Source organism: Embleya sp. NPDC001921 (assembly GCF_053594475.1).
On sequence record NZ_JBSFEO010000087.1, the window covers coordinates 1 to 25,727 of the forward strand.

A 25,727-nucleotide genomic window follows, 5' to 3' on the forward strand; every position below is an offset into this window, starting at 1 on the left:
GGCGTCACCGCGGACGAACTCAGCGCCAGGTTCTCCGGGTGGCAGCTGGACGACGTGACGCCCGGCACGAACCCGGTCCCGACCTTCTGGTTCACGCTGCGCCGCGACGCCGACTCTGCATGAGCTCAGTCGCACCGGGCAGCTTCGGGCTGCGGCTGTCGCGCGCGATCGTTCTCATGAACGAACATCTGTGAGAGTTCTGCGAGAGCGCCGGTGCGATGTGCCCTGAAAGGCGGGTTCCCCTCCCGAGCACGCGCTACGAAATGAGAGGTGCGGATGGGAGTTTGACCCGCGCCCGGGGCGTTCCGGAAACCGCCGCACCCGATCCGAGACGCCGGGGCACAACCGCCGTCCGGCTAACAGAAATCGCCTGTGTTCGTCGACCGGACGCCGGCATCGGCCCGCCCGAGGCAACCGCCTGGTCGCCGCGCAATGACACCGACTCCACCACATTCGGCGGGCCGGTGAGCCGTCGCAGTGACGCGGGGCGGTCGAGGCGCGTGGACACCACGCTCCGTTCGCACGCAGATCCCGGGACCACTCGGGCAACGAATGGGACCGGATGTCCCGGACGGCTCTCGACGAACGCGCCGCCGTGGTCAGCTGCGGGTCGCGACCGGGTTCATGGGCAGTGCTGCCCGTGTCCGCGGGATCGGCAGGCCCGTAAGGCCGGGAACCGATCCGCCGCCGGCCGCAGGGGAACCGGCACCCGCCCCGACAACACGCAACCGCCATCCGGTGTTCGAAAACCGTGTCGACCCCGGCGGCAGCCCGAGGCGGTCGTTGCTTCGTTCGGTGGCGGGGTTCAGTCGGAGTTGGACCAGTCAGTCGGAGTTGGACCAGACCAGGATGCCGGGGCCGAACTCCGTGGTCACCGGGACGTGTGCCTCGGTCATCTCCTCCAGGCGCGTCTCGTCGACGACGATCGGGCTCAGGTCGTAGTCGAGTGTGCGCGAGGACCCGCTGCTCGCCGGAATCCGGATCATGGCGACGGCCGCGCGCAATGCGGGCAGATGTTCGGGAATGGACGCCATCGCCACCGGCGCGTTGTGCAGTCGGTTCACGAACAGGTCGATCAGCGCGGTGTACCCGTCCGGCGACTCGACCGGCACCAGGTAGCCCTCGATCGCGCCCTGGCAACAGGAATGACCCCCGTGCTGGATCTCGTAGACGATCCCCGAGGGCCCCTCGAGAACCACGTGGAGCCAGTCGTGATCGAGATCCTCGACTTGGTCCAGGTCCACGTACACGCGACGGTTCACCATGACCGCATCCTGTCAGGGGTTCGCCGACGGGGGAGCGGGTGGTCAGGTCCCAGACGCGCACCCCGTCGTGCGATCCGGTCACGGCGATGGGTCGTCCGTTCAGGGTCGTGCACGCCACGGTCCGCACCGAGGAATCGCTCGCGCGCCGGGAAACGTGCCAGTCGCAGGGCATGCTTTACGGCTTCTCGGTTCCCCCGCGCGCTTTCTTGCCGCATTGCCCGCCTGCGGGGACCTCGTCGAGATCAGGCTCGGTAGGCGTTCGGTTCTTGTCGTCTGCAGCCCGAACCTGGCAGCCGACGTATTGCCCAACTCCCGCCATGCATTCGACTGCGGGTGGACGCCAAGGCGTGGGAGTTTCAGCTCCCACCGCACCACCGAAACCCTGCTTGGCCTCGCAGACCGACTCACCGCCCACGACACACCACAAGCACGCGACCTCGGAGCCCTCTCGCGGGCCCGCCCCGAGGCCGACAGGCCGTTCGACGGTTCAGTGTTCCCGCGCCGCGCCGGCCGGGCAGCTTGCCCCTGAGGTTTGCCCGGTGACGGCCGATCATCGAGCCCGGCAACGTCCATCGTCGGCAGGAGCCCGTGGAAACCGGGGCGGATTCGCCGCGGCGCTGCCGATCAGGCTCCGACACAATACCCATAACTACTCAAAGATGATGATAAGTTACTTAACGTGCTTCTGTGGGAATCCCGATATGCGACCGACCAGTTGCATGGATCGACGATGGAGTGCCCACTACCCCCGCCGTCCCGTCCTCGACCCGGATGCGTCCCGTCGGCCGCCCGCGATGCCCCCCGTGAGGAGAACCCCGATGACCACCACGCCCGTGCGCCCCAAGATTGCGCCCGAAATCGAACAACTGCCGCTACCGCCGCTGCGCACTTCGACGGAGATCCAGGGCAACATCCTGGCCGCCTTCAACAAGGACTTCATGGCCTTTCGCTACCTGCGTTTCCTCGCTCGGGAGCAGGACGGCGGCAAGGGCGCGCGGGGCTGGCTGTCCGCGATCCTCAACACCATCGCGGTGACCGCCGAAGTCGAGGACTTCAACGAGGTGTTCTCACTCTCCCGCCGTGCCTACGGCCACGATCCCGAGAACCTCACCGCGACCTGGGTCGGCGTTTCCCTCACCTATGAGGGGCTGCGCGCGGTCGCGAAGGACCCCGACCAGATCGAGGCGGACCTGGCCGGGTTCGAGGCGTTCCGCGACGGCGCCGCTCGTCGCGCGTCGGCCCTCAACGACGTCGACGAGAGCGCCCCCGACAACTGGCTCTTCGGCTCCGATCGAACCCCGGTACACGCGGTCCTGCTCGTCGCCGCGGACACCGAGCAGGCGCTGAACCGCAAACTGGAGAACCTGGAGGCGGCCGAACAGGCGCACGACGTCGCCCTGGTCCACCAGGACGACGGCCGCACTCTTCCCCACCCCCTGACGGGCCACGAACACTTCGGCTACCGGGACGGCATTTCCCAACCCGGTGTCGAGGGCTTTCACCGCGCGGATCGCGACAACCCCGCCTTCCGGGAAAACCGCGCCGGTTCCGTCCTGGTGAAGGCCGGTGAGTTCGTCTTCGGTCAAGAAACCGAGGAACCCAGGCCGCCCGTCCCGAAGTGGATGAACGACGGTTCCCTCCAAGTGGTCCGTCGGCTCCGTCAGGACGTCCCGGGGTGGAACAAAGCCGTGGCGGAGCAGGCAGCCGCATTCGAACCCGCCGGCTTCTCCGCCGACCGGCTCGGGGCATGCCTGGTGGGCCGCAAGAAGGACGGCACTCCCCTCGCCGACGGCACGCACCCGGTGACCGGGGTCGGGTCGAGCAACAACGATTTCGACTACCGGGACGACCCCGAAGGCGCGAAGACCCCCTGGGCCGCGCACATCCGCCGAACGCATCCCCGGCACTTCACCGACCAGGGGCACCGCATCATGCGTCGCGGCATCCCCTTCGGCCCCGTCGCCGAACGCTCCGGCGATGCCGAGCGCGGCCTGATGTTCGTCTGTTACAACACCTCCCTGGAGCAACAGTTCGAGTTCGTCCAAAAGATTTGGAGCAACAACCCCGGCTTCGAGCCCGGGGAGGGCACCGACGCGGCCAACGGCATCGACAAGCTGATCGGCCGCGCCGACGAGGGCGCGCGACAGGACGCGGACATCCGACTCGGCGACGGCTCCCGCGGCACCGTCGGCATGAAGCGCTTCGTGGACACCACCGGTGCCCTCTACGCGTTCACGCCATCCGTCACCACGCTGCGCCTGCTCGCCTCGAACAAGACCCTGCCCGCCCGGTAGTCGAAGGCGTCGCCCCCGGGTCTCGGGAGAGCGCGACGAATGAATCTCGTGCGCCCACCAGCCCACGCGATGCCGACCACTTCGGCACAGCTCGCCAGGACCTCACCCGACTCCTGTACGGCATCCGCACCTCGTTGCTGATCTCGCCGGCCGTGGTCGCCATCGTCACCGTGCTCGGCGGGCCTGTGGGAGTGACCGCGGGCTACCTCAGGGGACGTACCGACTTCCTCGTGGTTGTCCGCCTCATGCACGAGGGCCATACACCCGAAGCGGCCGAAGCGTGGGCGAAGCATGTGCCGGCTTTCGCCAAGGCGCTCGACCGGGTGATCGACGCGTTCGCAGCGAAGCTGTCCGGGATGTGGGAGTTCATCACCCGATCCTCCCGGGCACGGCCGCACTCCCGAGCACTCGCCGACACCGCCCGCGAATGGGCCCGATACCGGCTCGACTGACACCACGACCCACGACCGAAGCGCCCGGGGCCATCGTCCGATGGTCCCGGGGCCGAGCCGATCAGTGATCCCTGAAGAGGAGCCGACAAGCCATGCAGAGCCTATCGCCCGCCTACTTGCATGGGTGCGCCTTCTCTTCTACGACCACCGCACGTGGGTGAGCGATAGACCTTGCACGACGCGCCCATCCAGCCCGCGCGGTACCGAGAGGTTCTCAACGTGGCACGGAACGGGACCACCACGCCGAGAAGTGGGGAAGCCTGGTCGGCATGCCGTGTCGGCATGCCGGAGCAGACTGTCATCCAAGGGGATTCCTCGGTCGTCTTGAGGCCTCCGGTGTTTGTCCACCTCGCAGGCTCAACTCCAAGGAGTTCGCGGCCGGGTACGGTGACGGTCTCGATCGCACGTGCCTCGAGTTGCAGGACCGCCGGGAACAGGGAGCCGTCCCGTTTCCTGAGCAGTCTGGCGTCGGCCTCCAGTCCGAGGATGTCGGCGTCGGCGGAACTCAGGTAGGACCGGTAGGTGTGCCACCACCCCTTGGAGCGGACGCCGCGCACCATCTCAAGGTCGCGGTCGATACGGTCGTGCTCGGGAAGTCCCTACGGATCAGGGCACGTTGCACCGGGCCGAGTGCGGCTTGCCCTGCCTGCGGTACGTCGTCCCGGCGGGTCCACAGGCGCTACGGCGAGAACACTCACCGACACCGCAGTCGCCGGACGCGCGGCCGACATCGAGCTGAATCTCCGCCGAGGGATACCGCCACGGCCGAGGGATACCGCCACGGCGACCACTGCGCCTCGTATCGATGGCGTGAACGACGTGAACATGGAAGTCCTCCCAGGGGATCGAGTCGGACGACGATGGCGTCACCACCGATTCGGCTCGGCTACTGCGATGGCGGGTGCTTCGGGAAGGCTGCGGGCCGCGAACTTGAGCTCGAGGTCACCGTCGTCGATGGCGCGCCCCGGCTCGCGGGGGAGGGCGGTGGCTGACGAGAGAGGTGTCTCATGCCTGAGACGATCCGACGATGCGATTCGGAGAACACCCCTGATGACCCGGCACACCCCCCTCCCGGACGAATTGCGGCGATGGATCGCCGACCGCCTGCCCGGCGTGGACGACGTCACGGACGTGTCCTGGCCTCGGGGGAACTCCATGGTGTGGCGGGTGGCCGCGGGCGCGGACGTGGTGTTCGTGAAGATCAGCCCGAGCGCACGGGAGTACGAACGCGAGGTCCGGGGCTACACGCACGCGGCACGCGCTCTCGCCATCGACGCGGCCCCCCGCCTGATTGCCGCGGACCCCGACCTGCGGGCCCTCATGAGCTCGCGGCTGCAGGGACGGGTCGTGCGCGACCTGCCCCTGACGGTGGCCGACGAGCGCCGGGTGCACGAGCAGGCCGGGCATCTGCTTCGCCGCTGGCACGACCACACCCCGCCCGCGACGGCTCATGAGCGCGCGGTCCTTCGCGCAGTCGTGGCCGGGCAGGCGGAGGAGGCCGCCGCCTGCCTGGAGGACACCGCCGGTCATCTCGACGACGCGCAGCGCGCCCTGGTGCAGTGCGTGGTCGACGAGCTGCCACGGCTCGGCGAGGAGATGCCGGTGGTCTACCGGCACGGTGACCACGCCACCCGCAACTGGCTGTTCGACGCCGCCCAGGACACAGTCGGCGTGATCGACTTCGAGATGGCGCACCACGGCATCGTCGTGGAGGAATTCGTTTGGTTGTACGGCGCGCTGTGGACCACCCGGCCCGACCTGAAGGCCGCGCACTTCAATGGCTACGGCCGCCACCTGTCCGACGACGAGGAGCGCTTCCTGCTGCTCCTGACCGCCCGACTGGGCGTGTCCTACCTGCGCTCCGGGCTCGCCAAGGAGCGGTCCGACCTCGTCGAGCGCGGCAGGCTCGTCCTCACCCGGATGACACGCCGAGCCCGGTAGTCCCCAACCCTGCCACGAGATCCAGGCCACGGCCGCACCGGGCCGTGGCCCCGATACCCCCTTGCCGTCTCCGGCACGAGCAGCCCAACGTGGACGCGCCACTCATACGCACCAGGTCGCTGCCCCGTGCGTGACGTCGGCCCGCCGGTCCGGGTCGGCTCCGACCATTACGTGTGGTGGGAGCCGCCCCTCGTTCTGCCTCGCGACGCAGGGTCGGACCGACCCGACCCGTGCGAGAGTCGGGGTCCGCGCTGCGCGACGTCGACTCCTCGTGGGCCCAGGCCCACTTGCCGCAGGTCCCGGCGCGGATCACCCGGCCGTCCCATGCGTCGTACGCGTCGTCGAAGTCCGGGTGGATCTCGTCGCCGTTCTCGTCGAAGTTGTCCGCCTGCCCGCGCAAGGCGATGGTCCGCGGATCCGCTCCGAGTCGTTCGAGGAGCACGTGCGGTTCGAGGTTCCTCGTGAAGGTCAGGCCGCACCCGAGACGCTCGCCCCGCACCAGCCACCCCAGACCCTGGCCCAACGCCATCACGCCTCACGCCATCGCCGGCCGACAAAGGATGTACCCGCGATTCCGTGATGCTCCCGCAACGAAAACCGGGGCGTCGAGCCTGGTCCCGAAGCCACCACCATCGCGAAGTCGGCCGGGTGGGGCACTCGCCCCTGGTCCGCTGATCCCACCCGGGACCGACGCGGATCGAGCGCTACCGGGCAGGTGCCCATTCCGGCCTGGCGAGGCACGGCATCAAGCGACGCGCTCGGCCCACCGAGCCTGATCCATCAAGAGCGGTGCGGCCGGGACCCGGCCGTACCGGGCCGGTCCGGTCAGGTGTTGAGCAGGCGGTCGAAAAAGGACCGGTACTGCCGCAGGGCGATACGCAGGTCCTCGGTATCCGGCTCCTCACCGCGCAGCCATTGGGCCTCCAAGCCCTTCTTGTGACCGGCGAACGTCGCGGCGAGCAACCGCATGACCTCGTCGACGAGGCGGTCGGCCGCGTCCACGGAATTCCGCGGGTCGTCGACGAATCCCTGTTGGACGTCCTGCCAGCGGGAGCGGAGGTTCTCCGCTTCCTGCGGACCGAGGAGCGGCGCGGTACTGGGGTCATGAGGCGACGCGTCGCGCTCGGCCGCGGCGGTCTCCGACCGGTCGCCGCTCTGATCCCCGGTTCCACCCGGCTCGGTCGCCCCGGCGCCGACGTCGTCCCTGCCCTCGGTTGCCCCAGGTTGGCGTGCCTCGGTGGTCCGCGTGACGTCCTCGGCGGACAACGCGCCGCTCTCCTTGCCGAACGGGGTCGCTTCGTCGCGCCCGAATGCGCCTTGTTCATGCATGTCCTTTCGCCTCCGCTGGTCTGGATGTGGGTATGGCCATCGGGCTCGACTGCCCGGTGGCTCACCGGCGGTCGTCGCCCGGTGCGTCGTTGTCGGTCTTGAGCAGGTCCTCGAACATGGCGCGGTAGTGGACCATCGCGCTTCGCAGCTCCTCGGTCGAGGTATCCCCGCCGCCGACGCGCTGATTGATGTCGTGCGCGACGCGGTAGTGATCCAGGGTTCGGGCGTGCTCGACGGAGAGGTCTCGCTTCTGTTGCTCGTAGCCTTCGGTCGGGTAGCCGCGCTCGCTCATCAGCACCGTCACGAGGCGGTCCGCTTCTCCGACAGCCTGGTCGGGGTCGTCGACGAAGTGCTCCTGCACCCCCGCCCAGTCCCGCGCGTACCGGTCCCGCACCGCTGCGGGCAAGGACCTGATCTCCAGGGAATCATGCCGTTCCTGGCGCTCGCGCAGATCACGCTCGGCTTCGCGCCGGCTCTCCTTCGACTCGACCGTGCGGTCGTATTCCGGACCGAAACGTTTCTGTAGGCGACGGCGCCGAACCATGGCCCGCACGGCCAGCGCGATCAAGGCGATGATGATCACGACGGCCACGATGGTGATGATCGTCCACATCGTGTCCTCCACTCGTCGGCGGTCGCCGGTCCGACGGTTACGACCGCAAGGGCAGCGCGGCCGCGGGTGCTCCTCGCGCGTCGCCGTTCAGGATGCGAGTCCGCGACCCGAATCGGATAATCTGCTGTTACCCGGTGACCTCACCGTATATCGGATGAAACACACTCTTATTGTGCAATCAGTGCGATCCCTGCTTGTGGATACCGCCCGGTCCGCCGACACCGGCCTCGTCCCGTCGGGACGAGGCCGGTGTCGTGTCGCCGCGGTGGACAAAGGCGCACCCGGGCGCGTCACCGTGCCGCGAGGGATGCGCTCGCGGTCGCGGCTCCCCGCCCGTCACACGTCGCGGATCCAGTGCCCGTCCGTGGCCCAGCCGAGGAACCGCCGGACGTTCGGCACCGCCGGATCGTCCAGGTTGCCGCCCGTGAACACATGCCGCAGCCCGGCCAGGACCGGTGCGAGGCGGTGCACGGTGTGCTCCGGCCGCCGCGCGGTCTCCTCCGCCATCCACGCGATCACCGCGAACTGGTCCTCCACCCCGCACAGGGACAGGAAGAACAGCGCCTGCCGCCACGCGTACGCGGCGTCCTTGACGGTGCCGAGCGACCGCGGGTTCCCGGCGATCTGCTGCACCAGACGGCACACCGTGCGGTACGCGCCCCGGGCCGGCTCCGCCCAGCCCTGCGCCGGCTCCACCCCGACGGGGTGCACGAGCGCGGCGAGGTTGTGCGTGGTGAGGATCTGCGCCTGCTCGATGACCTTCCCGTTGGCCGCGACCCACCAGCGGCTCCGCGAATCGACGCCGGCCCGCTCCCGGCACAGCGCGGCGAAGGCGTCCGAGGTGTTCGCCGCGAGCCCACGCTCGCGCCGGACGTCGTCGATCGTGCGGATCGCGGCGTAGTCGATGCCGTAATACCGTGCGTACAGCGACCCTTCGAGCAATACCGCGGCCTCCTGCGCGGCGCGCAGGAACTTCGCGGAGAACGTGCCCATGAAGATGTCCGCCGCGAGTTCCTCGGTGAACACCGCCCCGACCCCGGCCTGCCGCGCGAGCGAACCGAGCTCCTGGAGCAGCGGGTTCGGCACGATCGTGCCCGGGAAGGCGCGCACCGTCAGCCCACCCAGCTCGGTCAGCGCCTCCCGTGCGTTTGCCGCGGTGTCGGTCGACACCCGCCGGTACGCGGACACCGCCCGCACCCACGGCAACTCCTCCAGCCGCACCTGGTGCTCCAGGTTGAGCAGCAGCAGCGACCGACGCTCGGCGAACGCCCCGTACCCCGCGGTCGTCAGCGTGCGCAGCGCCGGGTCGTGGTACGCCAACGCGGTCGTCGCGGCGACCAGTTGCGGGACCAGCTCGGCCAGCACCTCGGCCGACGGCACGATGCCGCGCTCGACGAGCGTGGCGACGGGGGCGCTGAGCGCGCGCTCGACCGGGTGGCGCAGGCTGTCCGGAATCGGGCTGCCCGCGCGCACGCCGGTCCGCTCGGCTTCCGCGTCGGTCACCGGTACGAGCAGCCACGCCGTGTCGGGCAGGCCCGCGTCGTCGCGCAGGTTCGCCAACCGGGTGATGAGGACGCGCGCCAGCTCGTGGAGCGTCGCGGTCGACGCGTCCTCGGCCTGACGGGCCCGCAGTTCGGCGTGCGGCGGCGAACCGGGCGCGCCCCGCTTGGCGACCATCGCGTCGACGGCGTGCCGGAGCAGGCCGGGACGGGTCGCCCCACGCGCACCGACGTTCGCGCGGATGCCGGAGCGAGGTCCGGCGGCGCGGCCGTCCGCGATGCGGGTGCCGGCGCTGCGAACATCACCGGCCCGGGTGTCACCGAGCGCCTCGGCCAGGGCGGCCAGCAGGATCGCGGAGTTCTCCCTGGGGTTGCGGTGCTTGGTGCACAGCGTGTGCCGCGTGGCCAAACGCCGGTGGCGCTGGAGGAGTTCACGGCCGCGTTCGGTCCAGCCCGCCGGTCGGATCGCGCCGATCCGGCCGTCCTCGACGGTCTCCAGCCAGTGCGCGAGCAACTGGTCTGCGAACGGGTTCCACACGGTCAGCGCCTCGTTCATCGCCTCGACCGCGGGCTTGGGTCGCCGCGCGCCGAGCGTGGCCCGCAACGAGCCCACGGACTCGCGGTGCACGGCGGAGCCGTCGCTCACCGGCGTGTCGCCGGGGCGCGGCAGGAAGCGGAGGCGGTCCGTGTACGGCGCGATCTCGTCGAGCAGCGTGAGCGCCGCGAGGCGGTCCCCGGCGCGCAGCAGCCACGCGATGGTGAGCAGCGCGGCCTCCTCGGGCACCGCGACGCGATACCGGCCGGTGTCGAGCATCGTGTGGAGCTCGGCCAGGCCCGCGTCGGTGAGGAAGTACCGGAACACCGCGCCCCGATCGCCGGTGCGCAGCCCGGCGCGGGCGGCGGCCTCGGCCTCGTGTGCGGTCCACGGCCCGCCGGCCGCGGCGTCGCCGGTGGCGAACCCGCCGCGCACGACCTCCGGGGTGACCCACGCGGGAAGCCCGCGCACGGGCGTGCGCGAGCCGATGGCCAACGAGCCGTCGGCCATGCCGCGGGCGACCTGCGTCCAGCGGCGTACGCGCTCCTCGGCGCGGTGCCGGGTCGCCTGGCTCTCGTGGGAGGCGGCGGTGTGGAATGCCTTGGCCAACTGCCGATCCGCATGGCCGGGGTTGGCGACGGGCTGCACGTGCATCTCGTTCATGCCGACGTGGCGGGCCCTGCCCCCGCGCCCTCCGGGATGAGAGCCCGGTGCTCTACTGACTGAGCTACACGTCGTGGTCGGTGTGGTCGACACGGCGGGCACCGCCCCGCCTCGCGCGGGTTATCGGGCCCGAAGCCCTCTCGGCCGAGCCCCATGCCGCCGCGTTCCGATGTCGCCGACGTGGCGGGTCCCGCCCCCGCGCCCTCCGGGTCCCAAGCCCGGTGCTCTCCTGACTGAGCTACACGTCGTGGTGCGCCGGCGAAGTGCCCGCCGACGAGGACGACATTAGGCCCGAGCCGCGAGCGGGGCAACGGGGTTATCCGCAGGGCGCGCGGCGGCCACGGTCGCCGCTCTCGGTAGTACGCGGCAACGAACGGCTCGGCCTCCGGGGCACGGCTGATATCGCCCTCCCCGGCGACGGCCTTCGCGCACGACGCGTGTCAGATCGGGTCCCACGCGATCGACTCGTACGCTCTGCCGAGCGTCCCCGTCAACGCGGTGTCGATCGGGATCGGCACGTCGTCGATGAGCCGGACCGGCGCGATCCCGCGCGCGTTCGTCACGAACGCGGCCCGGAAGGAGCCCACGTCGGACAGGTGGACCGGGCCGCGTCGGGAGGGCAACGGCCCAGCGGAGAGCGCCCTTTCGAGCAGACCCATGGTGATGCCCTCCAGGACGGGTGCGTTCGGCCAGAGCAGCGAAGTGCCGTCGAAGAACGCGACGTTGGTGATCGCGCCCTCCGCGACGAATCCGTCCGGGCCGGTCAGAAGCGCCTCGTCGAAACCCTCGCGGGCGACCTGTCGGCGGTAGTGCGCCTGCCCGAAGTCCCCGACGCGCTTGATGTGCGCGAGCGAACGCAGATACGGGACGGACCGCAACGCCTGTGGCGCGGGCGGCATGTCGCCCGGTGGCCGCAGGGTGACCAGGACCGCGACCGACCCGGCCTCGTCCGCGGCGAACACATGGACTCGTACCGACGCGTCGGGAACGTCGTCGGCGAGCGCGTGCCGGACGTAGCGACGGATCAGGTCCCCGTCCAGGGGGCTGCCGAACAGCTCCCGATTGGCCGCGTCGAGCCGATGGAGGTGGTCGGCGAGGCCGCGCACCCGGCCGCCGCGTACCTGCATCGCGGTGAAATGTCCGTAGCCGGCCACGGCGACGGCGTGCAGCCGTTCCACCGTGGTGGATCGGCCGTCGATCTCGACCCGTGATATCACCGAAGCACTCATGCCGCCGACGATAACCGCCCGTCCGGGGCTTCCACCCGCGACGGCGCGGTGATCGGCGACCTGGCCACGGACCGGACACGACACGCGTGCGGACCGCCATCGCGGACAGGAACGGCACGCACCCGTGCGTAGGTTCGGGGAATCGCTCGGCGAGGCGCGCCGCCAAGCGGCGGGTGTGGGAAGCGAGCGTACCCAGGCGGTTCGGCTGAGCCGTGCTTCGCCGTCCCGCGGGCGCGAGCTCGGACGCGGGCGAACACCGGTATGTGTCTTCGGGGGAGGGTGTTCAGGGTGTCCAGGTCGATGTCGGAGGGGTCGATCTCGGCCGCCTCCCAGTAGGCGTCCAGTTGTTGCGGTGTGCTCGGGGCGACGACGGGGAGCAGCACCGGCGAATTGGTGAGAAGCCATGCCAGGGCGATCCGGGCGGCGCTCGCTCCGTGGCGTTCGGCCACGGTGGTGACGGCCGATCTCGTGCGGCCTCCCGTGCCCAGGTTGTCGGGGCACGAACACCAAGCGGTGGGATTCGCAGAACCCGAGAAGATCCTCCGTGGCCCGATCGGCGACGTTGTACGGGGCGTGGACGCAGGAGATCTCGGTGATCGGGCGCCGAGCAGCGGCGCACCACCACTGCCTACCCCCGGCGCCGACCGCACCGACGTCGCCCCGCCCGCGGGCAAGGTGTCTTGGCTCCGACCCGCACGGCGGGTTCGTCGGTGCGGCCGCTGGGTCGGCCGATGAGGTGCCCCGCGCACCGGGGTTCGGCTGCAGCAGGGTCGCCGCCGGCATGGTCGGCCGGCAGGAAACAGTTGAAGCGGTGTCCCCGGGTGTCCCCGCCGCCGACCCCGGCGGCGGGGACACCCGGGGATGTGTCAGACGATGCGGGTCAACAGCTCGGCGAAGACCTGCGGCCGGCTGAAGTAGCCGACGTGCGAGGCCTCCAGAGTGTGCACCTCGAAGGGATTGTGCGGGGTCAGCTCGTCCGCTTTGCGGATCATGTAGTCCTGCACGGCCGGGGTGTTGCTGCGGTCCTGGGACAGGCGGACGTAGGTGTGCGGGACGCGTCCCCACCCGTCGGCCCGTACCAGCGCGCCCGGCTCCAGCACCCCGTAGTTCTCGTCGGAGTCCAGGGAGTCCAGCAGCAGCCGGAACTGGTGGTCCGTGGAGTCGGCCATGACAGCCTCCTTCAACTGGGCGAACAGTGCCGGATCGGCATGCGCACTGCGCCAGTTCAGCCGGGCCACGCCGGGATCGGCCACGTCCGGCAGGGCGATCCGCGCCGCCGCGGCGTCCAGCAGGTTCTCGTCGGCCACGTCCCACGCCTCGGTGAGCATGGCCGGGTCGCTGAGGCAGAGCGCGGACAAGTAGACCACGCGGTCGAGCAGTTCCGGTGCGGCGTTGGCGACGGCACTGATGGTCAGGCCGCCGAGGCTGTTGCCGACCAGGACGACCGGGCCCGAGTCGGCGAGCCGCCGCAGCGTGCCCACCACGTGCCGCACGTTGTCCTGCAGCGTGACGCCGCGCATCGGCGAGGGGGCGGCGGCCAGGGCCGTGAGGTCCTGGGGCTGCCGGTAGTAGGCGGCCGGGCTGCCGGCACGGTCGCCGTGGCCGGGCAGGTCGACCGCGTGGGAGCGGAACCCGAGCAGTGCCAGTTCGTTCTGCAACGGGCCCCACGCCCGCGCATTGCTGGAACCGCCGTGAACGAACACAAAAGTGGGGCGCGAGATTGCGCGCATGGTGAAGATCCTCGTCATCCTGAGGCGAACGGTGGACGCACGACCAGGTGACGGCTACCGCCGGCACCACGGTCAGCGAGTCGACCGGGTACGCAGCGCCTGCCAGTTGTGAATGACGGAACACATGATGATCACGTTAGCCGACATTCCGGCCGCTGTCGATCTTCCCGGACGTGCCGGTGTATTGCCGTCCGATGCCGGTGGACGTGACGCCCTTCTTGACGAAACCCGTGTCGTCGACGATGAGAACCCCGTCGGCCTCGCCGAGCCGCTCGGCCACGAACTCCCTTACATCATCAGGTAGTTCGTCCGGGTCCCACGACATGGACGCCAACAATCGCTGGATCCCGTCGGGCGTCGCGTGACCCGCGTACTCGGCGAGCTGCCACCCGTTCTTGCGTCCGACCGACCCCAACAGACCGCGCATATACGTGGCGAGACTGGGTCGGCCGGGGATGTCGGACGAGATGAAGGCCGACTTGTGGCGGCGGTGGAGGGCCGGGGAGTCGATCAGTGTCATCTCGAGGCAGATCGGCAAGCCGCCCGGCTCGGTGTTCACCGTCCTCGAGCACCACGGAGGGATCGCTCCCGGATCCCGCAAGGCGCGGGCTGGAAGCTTGACCATGGGCGCGTGGGAGGAGATATCGCGCGGGCTTTGTGCCGGTGAGTCCTACCGGACAATCGCCGGCCTCCCGGGGCGTGCGGTGTCGACGATCAGCCGTGAAGTCAACAACAACGGCGGACGCGACGTCTACCGGGCGATCGCCGTGCAGGAACGGGCACTTGATCGCGCCCGGCGCCCGAAGCAGTGCCTCCTCGCCCGCAGACCCGCGTTGAGGCGGAGGGTGCTGAGCCTGCTGAAGGAGGAGTGGTCGCCCGAACAGATCGTCGGACACCCGCGTCTGAATCACGGTGCCGACCCGGCAATGCGGATCAGCCACGAGACGATCTACCGGTCGGTCTACACCACCCGCTGGAAAGTGATCCCCCGCGAGCTGTGCAAGCGCCTTCGAACCGGCCGCCCGATCCGGAAGAACAAGCGGCACACGGTGAAAGGCCGGTGGCGCTACAGATCACCGACGCCCGACCGATCGAGGAGCGGCCCCAGGCGGCGGAGGACCGCAGCGAATCCGGGCACCTGGAAGGCGACCTGGTGATCGGCTCGAACAACAGCCGGGTCGCCACGCTGGTCGACCGGAAGTCACGGTTCCTCACGGTCGTGAAACTCGCCGGCCGCCACACCACCGTCGTCGTTATTGGATCTCTGTCCGAAACCTTCGAGGCGCCCCAGTCACTGATGTGTGCATGTATCAGCCCGACACAGCCGATTCGCCCCGGATCGACCATGCTCGCCACGTCGGCCGTTGCCCGCCTCCGGCGAGGACGATGTTCGCTTGGGCGCAGCATTTGGATAGAGTGCCGCCGCCGACCGACCCCACGTTCCACGGAGGCAACTTGTCCAGCCAGCCGGGAAACCACGGGCCCTATGGTCCCCCTCATCCTCCGCACCCCAGGTGGGCCTGGTGGGTCGTGGGCATCGCGATCCCACTGATCGGCATCATCGTCACCGTCGCCGTCAGTCGCGGCGGCTCGGACGCCGGGTCCTCTTCGGCGAACACGGGCGGCGCGCCGGCCCCACAGCTTCCGCCGGCGAGCACATCCGTTCCACAGCTTCCGCCGGTGAGTACACCCTCGGGGTCGGGGTCGGGAGCATCCGCGCCCGGAACGGCGGGGCCCGCCGTCCCGGCCCCCCGCATCGCTTTCGGCCCCGGTACGGTCACGGTCGACGCCTCGACCAGCTACCTCGACCTGGACACCAGCCCCCCGCTGGCCACCCAATCGAACAAGGCGGCGGACATCGTGTTCGCTTACAGCGTCGGCGCGCCCAACCTCCTGACCACCGGATCCACCCCGACCCTGGCCGTGCTCCCCGTCGACGCCGCCCCTCCCACCCCCGCCCAATGCAACGATGCGATCGGCAAGCGCGGCACACACACGGGAGGTAAATCCGTCCTGGGGTCGAGTTTTTGCGTCCTGACCGACGAAGGGCGCACCGCCTACCTCCGACTGACCACACCCCCCGCCGTGGGCGCACCCCTACGCATGCAGGTCACCGTGTGGGAGGCCCCTGAGCTTGTGCTCTATGGTCCGATCTCGAACGATGCCTCGAACAGGGTCACTCGTCCGGGAGTTCGCCGGACGAGTGACACGGCCTTCGTCTGATCATGTGCTCCGACCAAGGACACACGCGATCGATACGAAGGCCGTGGGGGAATGAGGCTGGTGCACCACGAGGTTCGGAGGGAGCCGTTCGCGGAAGCGTCACACTTCCGTAAGGACTTCTTCGCGTGTCCGACCGCGCGGCGTGACGAACTGCTCGAACTCACGGACGCGTTGCTGTGCGCGGACGGGCCGGTGACGACGCCGGTGGAATCGACGCTGCTTGCCGAGCACCGCCGCGGGCACGGCGCGCGGTACGACGCTCTCAACCGTGGCCGTCTCGACACCGGCAGGTTGCGGCGGACGCTTGCCGCGCTGCCCCAGCCCAGAGCCGCCGACGACCGGATCGTCCTGGCCGTGGACGTGGCAACCGGCTGCGGCCGGACGCCCCCACCAGCGCGGACATGCTGTTCTGCCACACCTGTGGCCGCGGCCGGGACCAGCACCTGATGATCCCGGGCCGGCCGAGGCCGTCACAGAGCATCACCAGGACCGCCCGCCCCCGCCGAGGGCAGCGGACGCGGAGGCTGCGGGCCAGGGCGCGGTCCGGGGCTGGGACCGAGTCGACCGCGCCCCCGGGGACGAACAGGCTGGTCAACCCCCTTGTCCGCGCGGCCGCGACCACGCCGACACCTCTACTCGCGTCCTTCGGTGCAGGAAGACGTCCTTCCTTCTCGCCCTGCCCGAGGCCCTGCCGAGGCATCGACGAACAACGACTCCTTTCCTCACCCGTTCCTCCCGGCGGCGCAGGCCCGGCGGCACGCGGCGCGGCGCGGCGGGTGGCGGTGGGGTGTCGCCCGCGACGCGCTCGTCGACCGTCGGCGACATCTGCGACCGAAGGGGCGTGGATCCGGCTCTCACCCCCGCCCTTCACACGATGAACCTTTTCCCCGCGTCACAGACGCGGAGTTGCCGTTCCCGGTCGGTGATCTTGGGAGGTCCTTGGACGGTGCGCCTCGATAGAAGCTGAGGGCAATCCGACCCGGGGGATGCCGGGAACGGGGCGGTTCGGCACACACCGGAGAGGGACTTCCACCGATGTGGCGGCTGCTCGATCCGGGATCCTGACGCTCTGTGGACGCGTTCTGTGCGCGGCGGTAACTTGACCCCGCATCAGCTGACTTGGAGGCGGAGATGGCGCGGTATCGCTCCGGCCGCAATGAAGCCGCAGTCAGGGCGGGCGTTTGGATGCCGGCGCTCGGAGTGGAGGGCACGGGCCACCGCAGACCGATGCGCTGCCGGGGGCTCGTCGTCACAGTGCCGATCGGTTCGCTGATCGTGGAGGGAATCGTCGCGCCGATCCGGAACGGAAACTCCGGCAGGGTGTGACGTCCGCAGCCACCACGGGTGCCGTCGAGCGGCAGGACTTCGCCGTTCGAGGGACGTGTCTTTCCTCGGGGCGGCCGCAGTGGCCGAGGACGCGCGGTGCTCCGCGCTCCGCGACGACGAGCCGGACCAGAACGTCGCCGCGCGGGTACGGCCGACCGATCGTGTGGCAACGCCTGGCTCGACGTCGTGCCGCGGGATCGGTGCAACCGGGAACACCTGTCTCCGGTACGGGAGTTACCGGCGTGGCCGGTCATACTGGCGCGGGTGTTTCGGCGGAGGGAGTGTGGTTGATGGGGTCGGGAGTGGGTGGGGCGGATCTGCCGGGGCGTATCGGTGGGTACGTGGTGGAGCGGGAGTTGGGCGCGGGCGGGATGGGGACGGTGTATCCGGCGCGCTCGCGTGGTGGGCGCCCGGTGGCGGTCAAGGTGGCCCGGCCGGAGTTGGCCGCGGATCCGCTCTTTCGTGCCCGGTTTCGGGCGGAGGTCGCCGCGGCCCGCGGGGTCGGCGGCTTCCACACGGCACCGGTCGTCGACGCCGACCCCCACGCGCAGGCGCCGTGGCCGGCGACCGCTTACATGGCCGGGCCCACGCTTGCGCAACTGATCGCCGAACGAGGTGCCATGGGCGAGCGCGGTATGAAGTGGCGCAAAGACCCACTCAGAACGGCTGTTGGACCTGCTCGCACCCGATGCGACCCCGCGCGCGGTACCGAGCACGCCGACCGCGTCCCCTTCGGCCGTGCCGCCCGAACCCGCGGCACCGACGACGAGGGCCACCGAGGCGGTTCGCGCACCGACCTCGCGAGGCATCACTCGCACCGCGGCCCTGCCCGACACCCGGCCCGCCGCCGACACCCGGCCCGCCGCCGACGCTCGGCCCGCCGAAGAAGCCGCGCGGCCAGGAGGAGGGAAACGCACCGGTGTGCGTGCCGCCGCTGTGGCCGCAGTCCTGCCGGTGGTTGCCGCCGCGGGCTACGGCGGGTACCGGCTCAACGACTCGGAGGAACCCTTCCCTCAGGCCACACACGAACTCACCATCCCCCAGCACAATGCTGCAGGGCGCGTACCGGCTCCAGGACAAGTCCTACACGCCCCCGCGCAAGCTCGAGGACAGCATCAGCGAGGAGGACGCAACGTACGTCTCCGGCATTCATACCGGCACCGACAAGGAGCTTCGTTCGAACAGACCCGGGTTGAAGTCCCCGGCACCTTCGGCCGACTCAAGAACCCGAAGGGGCACGTGGACAGCATCCTGAGGCCGGCAAGCAGCACCGACCGGATCGTCGATGCGCCCAAGGTGATCCGTATCCCCGGCTCCGATGTCGAGTTCACCTGCGAGACGGTGTCCTTTCCGGACCGCGAGACAGCCACCGTATGCGCGTGGGCCGATGCCGCCACCACCGGCAGGGTCAGGTTCACCCCGGCAGCATCCTTCGACACGGCGGCCGAGGAGACCCGCAGAATCCGCGCCGTCATCCGCACACCGATCGGCTGACCGGCCCCGGCGTCTGCCGGCGCTCCGTCACCCCGGACACTCGAGATTCCTGGCACGCCGTCGGCGACGGGCAGCCCCGCGCGGTCGATGTGTGGGCAGCGGCGTCGCGGGCTCTCCCGATGATCGGGAGGAGGAAGCCTTCGTCGGTCCAACGCTCATGGGCGCGGTCCCGATGGCGGTCCGCGCGGAGAGCGGGATCGCTCCGACCTCGCCGACGCCAATCGCTTCATCGTCGTCGCCGTAACGATGCTCCGGCTCGTGGGGCGATTCCTCGCGAACGGCCTCGGCATCATGAGATCGTCGGCGACCGCACGATATCTGGCGCTGTTGTGGTGCGCGTGCGGTCGTCTGCCGTGGCGATTCGGCCGATTTCCCGAGGAGGCGACAGACATCGATTCGTTACGGGTCATCGGTATCGCCTACGAGTTCGGCCACCGCGAACTTCAGAGCCGGCGCGCCCGCCATTCTCGTCCTGGACAGGCGTCATCGATGCCACCGCGCTCCCGGCCGCGCGCCTCGTGTCACGATCATCGCGTAGCCAACGCGCAAGAGCTCCGCCGCGCCGCGCGTCCCGGGAATCAGCCGGCGGCAGTCTGACGCGCGGGCGATGCGGAAGAGCCGGAGACCTGCGATCGCCGTCCTTCGTCGTGATCACAACCGCGGGCGCGTCCCGTGGCGTCGTTCCGATCATCGTCGCAACAGGCACCGTCGCCTTGCTTCACGCGTAGGCGGCCGGCGTCGACCGACGCGCCGGCGATCACACCATCATCTTGGAACCCGGGGCCACGACCGCGATTCCATAGCCGCGCCGGGCTCGGTGTCCGACGCAGCCGGCCCGTCCCCGATCACGCCGTCCGCACCCACCGCGTACGCGTGCACCCCGGCCCCGGAGGCGACGAAGAGGCGATTTTCGGCGGCTGCGAGCGCGGCGACCGGCGAGCGTACGGCAATTTCCGCCACGCACCGGAACTCGTCCAGGTCCCACAGACGTACCGTCCGGTCCTTGCTGCCACTGGCCAGCAGGGTGCGCCCGCCGAGCGGCAGCAGACACAGCCCACGGACCCACTCCCGATGCCCGGTCAGGACACGCACGCGCCGTCCGGTCGCGGGGTCCCACAGACGTACCGTGCCGTCGTGGCTGCCACTGGCCAGCAGGGTCCGGTCGCCGACCGGCACGCCGCACACGGCGTTGACCCAGCCGCGGTGACCGACGAGAGGCTTGGGGTGTTCGTCGGACGTGATGTCCCACAGCCAGACGCAGGTATCCCGGCCGGCACAGGCCAGCAGGGTGCGGTCCGCCAGCGGAAGGGCACACATGGCCTCGAGTCGGCCCTTGTGGCGGGCCACGGTGCGCAGTTGCTCGCCGGTCGCGGGGTCCCAGAGCCGCACATGCGTCATGTGATCCTGACCGGACTCTCCGCAGGTGGCCAACAACTGCCGTCCGCCCGACGGCACCGGGCACACGGCCGCGAACTCGTCGGCGACGATCCAGTCGGCAAAGCCGCGGGCATGGGCATCCGTCTCAGGCCGGTCCGGACGCGCGGGGTCCCAGAGGTACCCGATCATGCGGACCTCCTCGCCCGCGACGGGATCGTGCAGCCGGATGGTGCGGTTGTGGCTTGCGACGGCGAGGAGTGTCCGGTCCTCGACGGACACCGCGCAGACCCCGCCGACCCAGTCACGTGTGAAATGGATCTCCTCACGGTTGAGTACATCCGTTCGGGTGCCGAGCTCCGCGTCCCACAGGCGGACCGCCCCGTTGTTCGCGCCGCTCGCCACCAGGGTCCGGTCCCCGAGCGGCAGCGTGCAGATCGACTCCAGGTCGTCGGGCGGGCCCGAGTCCACCGCGGACGGGCGGGTGGGGTCCCACAGCCGCACCATGCCGTCGAACTTGCCGCCCCCACTGGCGAGCAGGGTCCGGCCACCAGCCTCCGGGAGCGGACATACTCCGCCCCAGACCGGGCCCGTGTGACCCTGCAGCGTGCGCAGCCGTTCTCCGGTGTTCGCGTCCCACACCTGCACGGCATTGTTCCCACCGCCGGCCGTGGCCAGAGCGGTGCGGTCGCCCAGCTGCACGGGACACAAGCCGAAGGTCAACCTCACGCCGTCCAGCGTGCGCAGCAATCGACCGGTGGCCGGGTCCCACAGCAGGACCTTGTCGCCCCCACTGACCAGGACGGTGCGGCCTGCGATCGACAGCGCGCACAGTGCGTTCACCGGCCCGGTATGGCCCTCGACGGTGGTCGCGAGGGGGTGGGGGAACGCGTCGGAGTCGCGGTACGGGTCGGGCCTGCCCGCGAGTTCGTTCAGCAGACTGCCGGTGGCGGCGTCCCACAGCCGGATCGTGCCGTCATCACTCCCGCCGGCCAGCACGGTGCGGTCCCCAAACCCGAAGGCGCACAGCCCGCGGACCGGGTAGGTGCCGTCGTACGGTTGTGTGTGCGCGGCCAGACTGCGCAGGAGGCGGCCGGTAGTGGGATCCCACAGGCGTACGGTGCCGTCGTCCCCGCCGCTCGCCAGCAACACGCAGCCGTCGAACGGTACCGGGCACAGCCCGTTGACGACTCGGCCGCCGTGTCCCGACAGGGTGCGAAGGAGCTCGCCGGTACGCGGATTCCACAGCTGTACCGCCGCGTCGGGGCCTCCGGCGGCCAATACCGTCTCCCCGTCGACGGGGAGCGCGCTCAGGGCGGACACCCGGGATCGCAGCCCACCCAGGACGAGAGTCTCCTCGCCCGCGGTCGGATCCCAGAGACGGATCAGGCCGTCACTGGTGCCGCAGGCGACCCGCGTCCCCTCGGCCAACCGCAGTACGCACAGGGCTTCGACCGCTTCGGCTCCGCTGTCGAACGACGCCAACTCGTCGCGCCGCGGCCCCACGGCCCACAATTCCCGGTGCGCCACCACAGCCCCCTCCGCCCCGAATGTGCATTCACTCTACGCAACGGTCTTCTCGTCGAGGGGAAGCGGCCCGTCCGCGAGAACGCTGAACCGGGGCTGTGCGCGGACCTGTTCGTCTCCACCGTGGAGAGGGAAGTGGAGTGGCGAATGACCGAGCAGTAGACCCGCTCCGCCTTCCAGGCCGACGGCAACAGCACACCACAGGCCGGACACAACCGCTCCCCGGACGCCCCGAACAGGCGCGACCTCACCGCCGTTCACCCCAACAGCGCAGAGGGACAGGGAAGTTCACGACAATCTCCAACCTCGTCCGACTCCTGCCATCACCAGTGGACACGGAACAAGATGGTGATCGACGGCCATTCGGACAATGCCTACCGCCGGATAAGGGAGGCCATGAAGTCGCCCGATTTCAGCATCGACAAGATCTACGAGGATTACCGGGCAAGACCCGAGAACACGTGATGGCCCACCGACCCGACTTCGCTCCCCGACGCGACGGCAAGTGATCTACCTGCGCAGACATCATGAACCCGCTCGCCGGCCCCAGATACGCTCTGGACCACGAAGTACATCGACGCCGCCGTCACCCAGCTCCGCGCCGAGGGCCACGAGATCCGCGACGAGGACACAGGCGACCTGCCGTCCGCTTCACCGTTCACCGACAACACCGGCTTGGCCCGCGAGGACCGCCCCTCGCTCTTGGGAGCGCGGCGGCCACGACCGCGTGGGCGCCCTGCCGCCGTATGCGTCGGGTGGCCTACAGGCGGGTGCGGTCGAGCCAGGCGCGTTCCCACTGGTGGGTCAGGGCCGGGTAGATGATCAGGTATCGAAACGGTGCGATGAAGCCCATGTAGAGGCGTCCGAATGTTCCGTTGGGTTTGACGAGGGCGGCCATGCGCAGTTCGTAGTTGTCGCCGTCGGTCCGTACCCAGCCCAGGTGCATGATGGTGTGGACCGTCCTGTTGGCCAGTTCCCGGGCGGCCTCGTTGTCGAGCTGGTACACCTCGGTGAACGGGTCGGAGCAGGGGGTGACGTCACTTCCGGTTCGGGCAAGGTCGAGGGGGAGGCGGTCGCTCAACGACGCGGACCGCTTGCCCAGACCGGCCTGGGGCGTGTCCCAGCGGAGCAGGGCGCCGAGCTTCCAGCGGACCGCGAACAGGAACCGGACGGGGAGGGGCTCCTTGCGGCTGTCGTAGGCCGCCTTGAGGGCGTCGAGCATCAGGGGAAAGTCGTGGGGCCCGGCGCCGGGGGCGCGGAAGGACCACACGTCCTCGGTTCGGAAGTCGCGCGTGAACTCGTGGATCCGCCACGGTTGTTCGGCGTGGGCGGCGCTGGGGATTCGCATCGGTCGTTCCTTCCGTCCGGTGTGCGGGGGCGCCCCGGGGCGAAGTTCGACGCCACCGGTTAAAGAACTGGCAGTTTCGTAACCTACAGTTTCGTATGCTGCAGGCATGTCTGCACAAAAGCAAGCCCGCAACCCGGGGGGCCGGCCCCGGGACGGTCGTGTCGACGGCGCCATCGCTGCTGCGGTCCGGGAACTGCTAGTGGAGTTGGGGTACGCGCGGATCACGGTCGACGCCGTGGCCGCGCGCGCCGGCGTGGGCAAGCCGGCGATCTACCGGCGCCACGCCAGCAAGCAGGAGATGATCTTCGACGTTCTTGTGCAGGGCCAGTTCCTGTCCGTGGCGCCCGACCACGGATCCCTGCGCGCGGACCTGGCCGCTGTGGCCAGCGAGATCGCGGCCGGCATGGCCGCGCCGCCGCCGGGGACGGTCGCGGGCCTGTTGGCGGACATCCACGCCGACCCCGCCCTGCAGGACCGGTTCGACACCAAGTACCTCGGTGCCCAGCGTCGGACGCTCACTGTGGTCCTGGACCGTGCGGTCGCGCGCGGCGAACTCGCCACGCGCCCTGACCCGGCGATCCTCAACGCCCTGCTGGTTGGTCCGGCCTTCGCGTGGTTGTTCCTGCTGTCCGAATCCCCGGACGGGCTCCCCGCGCTCAACTCCGCGATCGTCGACGCGGCTCTTGCCCTCGCAGGCCCCGGCCCCCTTGCTTCTCCGAGTGATTCCGCCGGTGAGGCGGCACCGTAGCCCGCCGCCCTGGATCGCCGGAGTTACAGGCAAAACGGATGCCGGTCGATGTCCCAAACGAGGAGCATCGCCGCTATCTCGATGACTTAAAGAGCGTTTTATCCTTTGAAGGGCCGTTCGTTCTCTTTCTTGGATGCGGTGGGTTCCACTCGGATGTGACGGGTGAACGCCCCTGCGGTGAAGGGCGCGTGCCGGGACGTACGCGTGCCCGTTTCGCTCCCTTGGCGCCTGTCTCATCCCAAGCAGACCGGGTGGGTGCGCCCATGCACCCCGGTCAGGCTCCGTGCGGATGCGGATTCCGGATAGCCCAACGGCGCGGCGGTGGGGCATGCTGATGGCCGACTGCCGCGGGGCAGGCGGGAGTGTCCGGAGGGTGTGTGGACGGCGGATCCGTTCGACGGTGGACCGCCGCGGTCGCGGCTGCGGTGGTGCTCGCGACCGCCCTCGTCGCGTGCGGCGGCGACGGGGGACACACCACCCGCGGCGCGGGACCGACACCGGGCTCCGGCTGGGCGGCCGGCATCACACCGGAGTGGATGAGCGGGCAGATGGGCCTCCCGGTGCCGGGCACGGCACGGTCGCCGGAGGCCGCGTACGAGAGCACCTCCCGCTACGACACGGGCCTGCTCACCTTCACGCTGACCCGGGCCGAAGCGGACACGTACCTGAAGGAGAACCCCCCGAAGGGCAAGTGGCTGGAGCCCACGTCCGCCGCCGCCGTCCCACCGCACGACTTCGCCCGCTTCGGCCTTCCGGAGCCGGAGACGTTCAAGGACGGCGTGCGCTACGGCTACGTCTGCCCGGGCACGAACTCGGGCGGGCCTACCGCGCTCCCTTCCGGCGTGCCCGACGCGTACGACACGTCCGAGAAGCGCTGCGTCCTCCTCTACGCCCACGCGTATGCCCCGGACCGCACCCGCGTCTACCTGAGGGCTCACTACGGGCCCGGGACCGCCCCGGCCCTACCGAGCCCCTGAACCCCGGCGCGAGGGGCACTCGGAGATCCGGCTCGTGCCGCACGGCGCGGACCTCGTCCTGTTCATGAAGACCCCGGCCGGCCACGAGACCAGGGCGTTCCGGCGAGGGAACGCCGAGTTCAACGCGCGTCGAACAGACCGCCGGGGTATGGGCGGCGGTCGGTTCGTGTTTCGGTGGTACGGCCCGGTCTCCTCCAACCCCGGGGTGTATGGGCGCACCTACCCGGTCTGCTTGGGATGAGACAGGCGCCAAGGGAGCGAAACGGGCACGCGTACGTCCCGGCACGCGCCCTTCGCCGCAGGGGCGTTCACCCGTCACATCCGAGTGGAACCCACCGCATCCGAGAAAGAGAACGAACGGCCCTTCAAGGGATAAAACGCTCTTTGAGTGGGGATTTAGGTATGGAGCGCGGTAGTAAGTCGCTTTGCCGTCAGTGGCCTTCGATGGGATTTGCGCCTTACGTGCCTCTCCGCGGCCGTGAGGCCCCAGCTTCGAGTGCCTGTTTGCTCCGCTTCTCGGGCCTGGATTCCGTCTGGTTTGTTGATGTCGCAGAAACGCCCTGGCGGCCAAGTACCGCTCTCGGAACCGCCGTTCGTGTAAGAGCTCTGCCGTGAGCCGGCGGAAGCCGTACCCCAGCGACCTGTCCGACGCCCGATGGACCCTGATCGAGCCGACTTTGACGGCCTGGAGAAAAGCCCGACCGGACCGCAGACCCACCGGGCAGCCGGCCAAGGTCGAACTCCGCGACGTGTTCGACGCGATTCTCTACGTCAATCGCACCGGAATCCCCTGGAAATACCTCCCGCACGACTTCCCGAGCCATGGCACCGTCTCCTCCTACTACGCGGCCTGGCGCGACGAGGGAATCCTCGCCCGGCTCAACCACGACCTGACCGGCCCGGCCCGCGTGAAAGAGGGACGCAACCCCGAACCGACCGCCTCCGTGATCGACACCCAGAGCGTGAAGACCTCCACCAACGTGCCCCTGACCAGCCAGGGGACGGATGCCGCGAAGAAGATCGTCGGCCGGAAGCGAGGCATCCTCACCGACACGATCGGCCTCATCCTCGCCGTGACCGTCACCGCCGCGAGCCTCTCCGAAAACGCCCTCGGGATACGCCTCCTCGACCAAGCAAAGAAGACGTACCCGACCATCGCC

Annotated in this window: 18 protein-coding genes, 2 tRNA genes and 3 pseudogenes; 11 read left to right on the forward strand and 12 right to left on the reverse strand. The window is 69.9% G+C overall.

Features of this window, described 5'->3' with window-relative positions; translation table 11 throughout:
• Positions 1-824: 824 nt before the first annotated feature.
• Positions 825-1,265, reverse strand: coding sequence for a DUF6210 family protein (locus ACWCPW_RS49375; protein ID WP_449768218.1), 441 nt, complete (start codon positions 1,263-1,265; stop codon positions 825-827).
• Between the two features lie 818 nt (positions 1,266-2,083).
• Here ACWCPW_RS49375 and ACWCPW_RS49380 point away from each other — a divergent pair.
• The 3 genes from ACWCPW_RS49380 (at position 2,084) to ACWCPW_RS49390 (ending at position 5,952) form a co-directional block, all read left to right on the forward strand.
• Positions 2,084-3,559 carry a Dyp-type peroxidase gene (locus ACWCPW_RS49380; RefSeq protein ID WP_449768219.1) on the forward strand — a complete coding sequence of 492 codons (1,476 nt, stop codon included), beginning with the start codon at positions 2,084-2,086 and terminating at the stop codon, positions 3,557-3,559.
• A 134-nt stretch (positions 3,560-3,693) separates the two neighbouring features.
• On the forward strand, positions 3,694-4,011 hold the full coding sequence (locus tag ACWCPW_RS49385; protein WP_449768220.1) for a hypothetical protein: 318 nt from the start codon (positions 3,694-3,696) through the stop codon (positions 4,009-4,011).
• Between the two features lie 1,050 nt (positions 4,012-5,061).
• A complete protein-coding gene (locus ACWCPW_RS49390) occupies positions 5,062-5,952 on the forward strand; it encodes a phosphotransferase family protein (RefSeq protein ID WP_449768221.1) in 891 nt (296 codons plus the stop codon).
• Between the two features lie 825 nt (positions 5,953-6,777).
• On the opposite strand, the gene ACWCPW_RS49395 is transcribed toward ACWCPW_RS49390, so the two are convergent.
• From ACWCPW_RS49395 to ACWCPW_RS49435, 9 genes and pseudogenes are all read right to left on the reverse strand, one after another.
• Positions 6,778-7,281: a hypothetical protein gene (locus tag ACWCPW_RS49395; protein ID WP_449768222.1), complete on the reverse strand. Its 504-nt coding sequence runs from the start codon at positions 7,279-7,281 to the stop codon at positions 6,778-6,780.
• A 61-nt stretch (positions 7,282-7,342) separates the two neighbouring features.
• Positions 7,343-7,894 (reverse strand): hypothetical protein, encoded by a 552-nt coding sequence (locus ACWCPW_RS49400; RefSeq protein WP_449768223.1) that lies wholly within the window; start codon positions 7,892-7,894, stop codon positions 7,343-7,345.
• A gap of 336 nt (positions 7,895-8,230) precedes the next feature.
• Positions 8,231-10,591: a hypothetical protein gene (locus tag ACWCPW_RS49405; RefSeq protein WP_449768224.1), complete on the reverse strand. Its 2,361-nt coding sequence runs from the start codon at positions 10,589-10,591 to the stop codon at positions 8,231-8,233.
• A gap of 1 nt (position 10,592) precedes the next feature.
• Positions 10,593-10,665 (reverse strand) — tRNA-Glu (locus ACWCPW_RS49410).
• A gap of 101 nt (positions 10,666-10,766) precedes the next feature.
• A tRNA-Pro gene (locus tag ACWCPW_RS49415) sits at positions 10,767-10,839 on the reverse strand.
• Positions 10,840-11,031: 192 nt separating this feature from the next.
• A complete protein-coding gene (locus ACWCPW_RS49420) occupies positions 11,032-11,820 on the reverse strand; it encodes an aminotransferase class IV family protein (RefSeq protein ID WP_449768225.1) in 789 nt (262 codons plus the stop codon).
• Positions 11,817-12,569: an aldo/keto reductase gene (locus tag ACWCPW_RS49425; protein ID WP_449768226.1), complete on the reverse strand. Its 753-nt coding sequence runs from the start codon at positions 12,567-12,569 to the stop codon at positions 11,817-11,819. The genes ACWCPW_RS49420 and ACWCPW_RS49425 overlap by 4 nt, the downstream gene beginning before the upstream one ends.
• A 117-nt stretch (positions 12,570-12,686) precedes the next feature.
• Positions 12,687-13,550, reverse strand: coding sequence for an alpha/beta hydrolase (locus ACWCPW_RS49430; RefSeq protein WP_449768227.1), 864 nt, complete (start codon positions 13,548-13,550; stop codon positions 12,687-12,689).
• 154 nt (positions 13,551-13,704) lie between these two features.
• Positions 13,705-14,019: pseudogene (locus tag ACWCPW_RS49435) on the reverse strand (transposase); the annotation flags it as partial.
• On the opposite strand from ACWCPW_RS49435, the gene ACWCPW_RS49440 reads away from it, so the two are divergent.
• The 5 genes and pseudogenes from ACWCPW_RS49440 to ACWCPW_RS49460 all read left to right on the forward strand — a co-directional run bounded on the left by ACWCPW_RS49440 (position 14,018) and on the right by ACWCPW_RS49460 (position 18,593).
• The gene (locus ACWCPW_RS49440) at positions 14,018-14,707 is read left to right on the forward strand and encodes a transposase (RefSeq protein ID WP_449768228.1); all 690 of its coding nucleotides are present in this window, start codon (positions 14,018-14,020) and stop codon (positions 14,705-14,707) included. The pseudogene ACWCPW_RS49435 and the gene ACWCPW_RS49440 overlap by 2 nt on opposite strands.
• Positions 14,708-15,230: 523 nt before the next feature.
• Positions 15,231-15,773: a hypothetical protein gene (locus ACWCPW_RS49445; RefSeq protein WP_449768229.1), complete on the forward strand. Its 543-nt coding sequence runs from the start codon at positions 15,231-15,233 to the stop codon at positions 15,771-15,773.
• A gap of 51 nt (positions 15,774-15,824) precedes the next feature.
• Positions 15,825-16,237: pseudogene (locus ACWCPW_RS49450) on the forward strand (transposase); the annotation flags it as partial.
• Positions 16,238-17,389: 1,152 nt separating this feature from the next.
• Positions 17,390-17,740, forward strand: a pseudogene (locus ACWCPW_RS49455) (serine/threonine-protein kinase); the annotation flags it as partial.
• Between the two features lie 598 nt (positions 17,741-18,338).
• On the forward strand, positions 18,339-18,593 hold the full coding sequence (locus tag ACWCPW_RS49460) for a hypothetical protein (protein ID WP_449768230.1): 255 nt from the start codon (positions 18,339-18,341) through the stop codon (positions 18,591-18,593).
• A gap of 765 nt (positions 18,594-19,358) precedes the next feature.
• Here the strand turns inward: ACWCPW_RS49460 and ACWCPW_RS49465 are convergent.
• Entirely contained in the window at positions 19,359-21,497 is a 2,139-nt protein-coding gene (locus ACWCPW_RS49465; protein ID WP_449768231.1) for a WD40 repeat domain-containing protein, read from the reverse strand.
• Positions 21,498-22,254: 757 nt separating this feature from the next.
• Positions 22,255-22,842, reverse strand: coding sequence for a DUF2867 domain-containing protein (locus ACWCPW_RS49470; RefSeq protein WP_449768232.1), 588 nt, complete (start codon positions 22,840-22,842; stop codon positions 22,255-22,257).
• A gap of 106 nt (positions 22,843-22,948) precedes the next feature.
• On the opposite strand from ACWCPW_RS49470, the gene ACWCPW_RS49475 reads away from it, so the two are divergent.
• From ACWCPW_RS49475 to ACWCPW_RS49485, 3 genes are all read left to right on the forward strand, one after another.
• Positions 22,949-23,590 (forward strand): TetR/AcrR family transcriptional regulator, encoded by a 642-nt coding sequence (locus ACWCPW_RS49475; protein ID WP_449768233.1) that lies wholly within the window; start codon positions 22,949-22,951, stop codon positions 23,588-23,590.
• A gap of 377 nt (positions 23,591-23,967) precedes the next feature.
• Complete coding sequence (locus tag ACWCPW_RS49480) at positions 23,968-24,567, forward strand: hypothetical protein (RefSeq protein WP_449768234.1); 600 nt, start codon at positions 23,968-23,970, stop codon at positions 24,565-24,567.
• A 611-nt stretch (positions 24,568-25,178) separates the two neighbouring features.
• Positions 25,179-25,727: IS5 family transposase (locus ACWCPW_RS49485; RefSeq protein WP_449768235.1), on the forward strand; the 549-nt coding region annotated here is incomplete at its 3' end.